Annotated in this window: 3 protein-coding genes; 2 read left to right on the forward strand and 1 reads right to left on the reverse strand. The window is 62.7% G+C overall.

Features of this window, described 5'->3' with window-relative positions:
• Positions 1-273 precede the first annotated feature (273 nt).
• Positions 274-1074: a WecB/TagA/CpsF family glycosyltransferase gene (locus EOA29_RS27895; RefSeq protein ID WP_245464894.1), complete on the forward strand. Its 801-nt coding sequence runs from the start codon at positions 274-276 to the stop codon at positions 1072-1074.
• The gene (locus EOA29_RS27900) at positions 1071-2297 is read left to right on the forward strand and encodes an NAD(P)/FAD-dependent oxidoreductase (RefSeq protein WP_127221892.1); all 1227 of its coding nucleotides are present in this window, start codon (positions 1071-1073) and stop codon (positions 2295-2297) included. The genes EOA29_RS27895 and EOA29_RS27900 overlap by 4 nt, the downstream gene beginning before the upstream one ends.
• 104 nt (positions 2298-2401) lie before the next feature.
• Here EOA29_RS27900 and EOA29_RS27905 read toward each other — a convergent pair whose 3' ends face one another.
• On the reverse strand, positions 2402-3559 hold the full coding sequence (locus tag EOA29_RS27905; protein ID WP_126092268.1) for a GNAT family N-acetyltransferase: 1158 nt from the start codon (positions 3557-3559) through the stop codon (positions 2402-2404).
• Between the last annotated feature and the right edge of the window lie 473 nt (positions 3560-4032).

Consider the following 4032-nt stretch of genomic DNA (forward strand, 5'->3'; position numbering starts at 1 on the left):
AAATTTACACATTAACTAATTATTAACATATCACTTAACTTTTTGTTTTTTTTACTTATGGTGGCAATGAAGGGGGTAGTTTGAATATCGGGGAGTGGGGCGAATTCTCCTATGCGAAAAGTTTTAGAAAGTTCAAAAAGAGATTTTGAACAAGAGGGCGCTACGACCGGCGCACCGGATCCGCTCCATTCCAGCCAACGTGTGACGCCTGCGAACCATGAGACCTCTCATTTTCCTCGGTTGCCGCCTCAGACTTCGACCGGGCACACGAGCGTGAGCGCCGTGGCGAAGCTGGAGGCAGCGCCATCCCGGCAGGACGTGCTTGCATTGCCGACGGTGCAGCTTGGCGGGCTGCCCATCACCGTGATCGACCGGCAGGGCGCCGCCCGCCTGATGATCGCGGCGGCGCGCCAACACCGGCACGGCAGCCGTCCGTATTATTTCACCTCCGCCAACGGCGAGGTCATCGCCCAGGCGCGCGCCAAGTCCGAGATAGCCGCCCTCTTTCGCGAAGCCGACCAGATCTTCGCCGACGGCCAGCCGCTTGTTCTCGCTTCGCGCCTTTTGTGCCGCACGCCGCTGCCGGAACGGGTGGCCACCACCGATCTGTTCCACGACGTGGCAAAGCTCGCCGAGAACGAGGCGGCAACCTTCTATCTGCTGGGATCCACGGAGGCCGAGAACGGCAAGGCCGTGGCGGCGATCCAGGCCAGTTACCCGCGCCTGCGCATCGTCGGCCACAGCCACGGCTATCTCGCCGGCGAAGCGCTCGAGAAGAAGCTCGATGAAATCGACGCGCTCGCTCCGGACATATTGTGGCTCGGCCTCGGCGTGCCGCGCGAGCAGATCTTTGTGCGCGACTTCGGGTCGCGCCTCTCGAATGTCGGGGTCATCAAGACATCCGGCGGCCTTTTCGACCATCTTGGCGGCAAGGTCCGACGCGCGCCGCTCTGGGTCCAGAAGGCCGGCTTCGAATGGCTCTGGCGCATGCTGATGGAGCCGCGCCGGCTCTTCTGGCGCTATTTCACCACCAATCCCCGCGCTCTCTATGCCCTGTTGAGGTATTCGCAATGACCGCCGAAAACTCGCTCCGTCCGCTGCCGGCAGGAACCGATACGGAGATCGCCATCGTCGGCGGCGGGCTCTCAGGCACGCTTGCCGCGACCCTGCTTGGGCGGTCCGGCTACCACGTCACGCTGATCGATCGCTATCCCGTTTTTCCGCGCGAGTTCCGCGTCGAGAAGATCGCCGGCGACCAGATCGACAAATTGCGCCGAATCGGTCTGCTGGACAGCCTTTCGGCGGCGGCCGCGGCATTCGACGAGATCGTCAATATGCGCAAGGGACGGGTGCTCGACCGCACGCGCGCCCGCCACTACGGCATTTTCTACGACGACCTCGTCGCCGCGATGCGCGCCGAACTGCCTAAGACCGTACGCTTCGTCGCCGGCCGGGTGAGCGGAGTGGAGGCTGGCCCCGAGCGGCAGCGCGTGTCGATCATCGGGCAAGAAGATGTGACGGCGCGCCTCCTCGTGCTCGCCACGGGCATGGGTGACATCCTGCGGCGCGATGTGGGTATCGAGCGCCGGTCCATCCACCAGCGGCAATCGTTGACCTTCGGCTTCAATGTCCGTCCGGCGGGCGCGAGCGCCTTCAGGCACCCTGCGCTGACCTATTACGGTGAACGCGTCTCGGACGGGATCGATTACCTGAACTTTTTCCCGGCCGGGGACGTTACCCGCGCCAATCTCTTTGTTTTCCGGGAGCACACCGACCCGTGGGTCAAGGCGCTGCGCGACCGTCCCCGGGAAACGCTCATCGAAACGCTTCCAGGACTGATCAACACCTTCGGCGATTTCGAAGTCATCGACCGTGTCTCGAGCTGGCTCACCGACATCACCGTTGCCGAGAATTGCAAACGCGACGGCGTGGTCCTGATAGGCGATGCCTACCAGACATCCTGTCCGGCCGCCGGAACGGGCGTCAGCCGGCTGCTCACCGATGTGGAACGGTTATGCATGGTGCATGTGCCGCAATGGATGGCCACGCCCGGCATGGCGGCGGCGAAGATCGCCGCTTTCTACGACGATCCGGCGAAGCTGGCGATGGACGAACACGCGCTCCAACTGGCGAATTTCCGCCGCAGTCTGACCATCGACACCGACCTGCGCTGGCGCGCGCGCCGGCAAGTCCACTTCAGCCGCCGCCGCATCCTGTATGAGATCGACAAGGTGAGCCCGAGCTTTGCCGCGAGGCTGCGCGGCCTCAAGCGACCGAGCGTAGAAGCCGTCGGTTGATCGCACCGCCACCGTCCAGGGCCGGCGCTCGACAATCGCGTCCGTCAACGCGCGATGGACGTTCGGATGCGTGACGCCTCGAGGCTTTGCGGCTACGATCTTACTCAGGAAGATTCGGCGGCCTCATCGGAGGCCGACGGAACCATGATGGGAGAAGGCTTGGCCTTCTTGACATGCGCGGCCTCCAGGATGCGCCGCGCCAGCACCTTGGTTGCCGGCATTTTCTCCACCGTCATATGCGCCGCGTAGCCGAGCGGACTCCCCGCCCGGTAGATTTGCCACATCGGTGAGGGCCGTCCGCCGAAGATGCGCTTGTAGGGTTCGTCGCCGATGGTGAAATCGAGGTGATGGTCGCCGCGCTCGATACAGTCGCGGGCGATCTGCTCGAACATCAGGCTGCCGATCGACTGCTTCCTGTAGCCGGCCTCGTCGAAGCCGCCGAGAATGACCAGGAGCGAGCCACGGTGCTCGAGCCCGAGCGCGCCGGCGATCGGCCGGCCGTTCATCCAGAATGCATAGGTGCGGGCGAAGCCGCCGCATCCCTCATTGGCCACGGCCAGGTAGAAATCGAAATAGGAGGGCAGTTGCAGAAGGTCGGCGGGACCGTTGCTGCCGTCGAAGCGTTTGCCGCGATAGAGCCTGAGCGCATCGAATGTTGTGCGGATGGCGGCCGGGCCGTCCACGCATTCGAAGCGCGCCTCCCCCATCCGGTTGAGCTGCCGCGACTTCTTGTCGAGCTCCTTGCGATACGACTGGTCCAGCCGATGCTCACGCCAGCCGGCGAATGTCGGCTCCAGCTTGCTGGAATAGGCGCTCATGCCCATGCTGTCGCGCTTGTCGATGCCAAGCAAGCGTTCCATCGCCAACGAGCGATCCGCGAGCTTGCCGATGCGCAAGAGATCGTATGGCCGCAGATGCTTGCGGATTGCTGCGACTGCGCGGCTGTCGGCCAGGATGCGTGAGAAGGTCTCCTCGTCGGCGACCGGCGACACATAGTCGGAAACCCGCATATCCGCGAATTCCACCACCTTCAGCAGCGTGTACCGGCGCCTCACCAGCGGCAGGACCATCGCAAGCTTCCCGCTCGCACGCACGCGTACGACGATGATCAGCGGCGTGGCGGCGCCTTGCCGCACGATCCTCTCATACAGTTGCGCGAGCCATATGGGATGCTGAAAAGCGGTCGCCGCCGAATTGGCGAAGAGCTCGGCGTATTCCGTCGAACGGAAATCGAACGCATCCTCGGCAGTGACTTCAAACATGTGATCCGAACCGGCTGGACAGCGGCCTATCGACGACGTCTTGCGTTTCAGGTCAAGATCGGTCGCCGGGATTGTTGGAATCTTGGTATATGCGTAAAATGCTAATGTTGCGTTGCAAAAGCGGCCGGGCGCATGGCCCTCGGCCGGTTCGGGATCGCAAGTCAAGAATTTTCGCCGTGGACGTCAAAGTCGAAGTTGGACTTTGCGTGTAACCCGGATGTAAGCATTTTTAAGCTAGTCTTTCGCTCCTCATTATCGGAACTACGAAAACCCGATTAGAAAATAGACGCGGACGGCAAGACATGCTGGCGATCGAGGTCATCGTTCCGCAATCGGCGCCGCGCCGTTGGCAGCAGGTCGCCATAGAGCGGCTGGAGGCGGACGGCCACGATGTCGCGGTTGCGCATCAGCCCGGGCCGGCAAGCTGGCCGGCCACGGCAAAAGCCGCCTTCCAGTTCGAGCAACGTCTTTTC

Source organism: Mesorhizobium sp. M1E.F.Ca.ET.063.01.1.1, assembly GCF_003998155.1.
GTDB lineage: Bacteria > Pseudomonadota > Alphaproteobacteria > Rhizobiales > Rhizobiaceae > Mesorhizobium.

Coding starts and splice junctions, on each gene's coding strand:
- EOA29_RS27900 (WP_127221892.1), top strand. CDS start 1,071: ATGACCGCCGAAAACTCGCTCCGTCCGCTGCCGGCAGGAACCGATACG.
- EOA29_RS27905 (WP_126092268.1), bottom strand. CDS start 3,559: ATGTTTGAAGTCACTGCCGAGGATGCGTTCGATTTCCGTTCGACGGAA.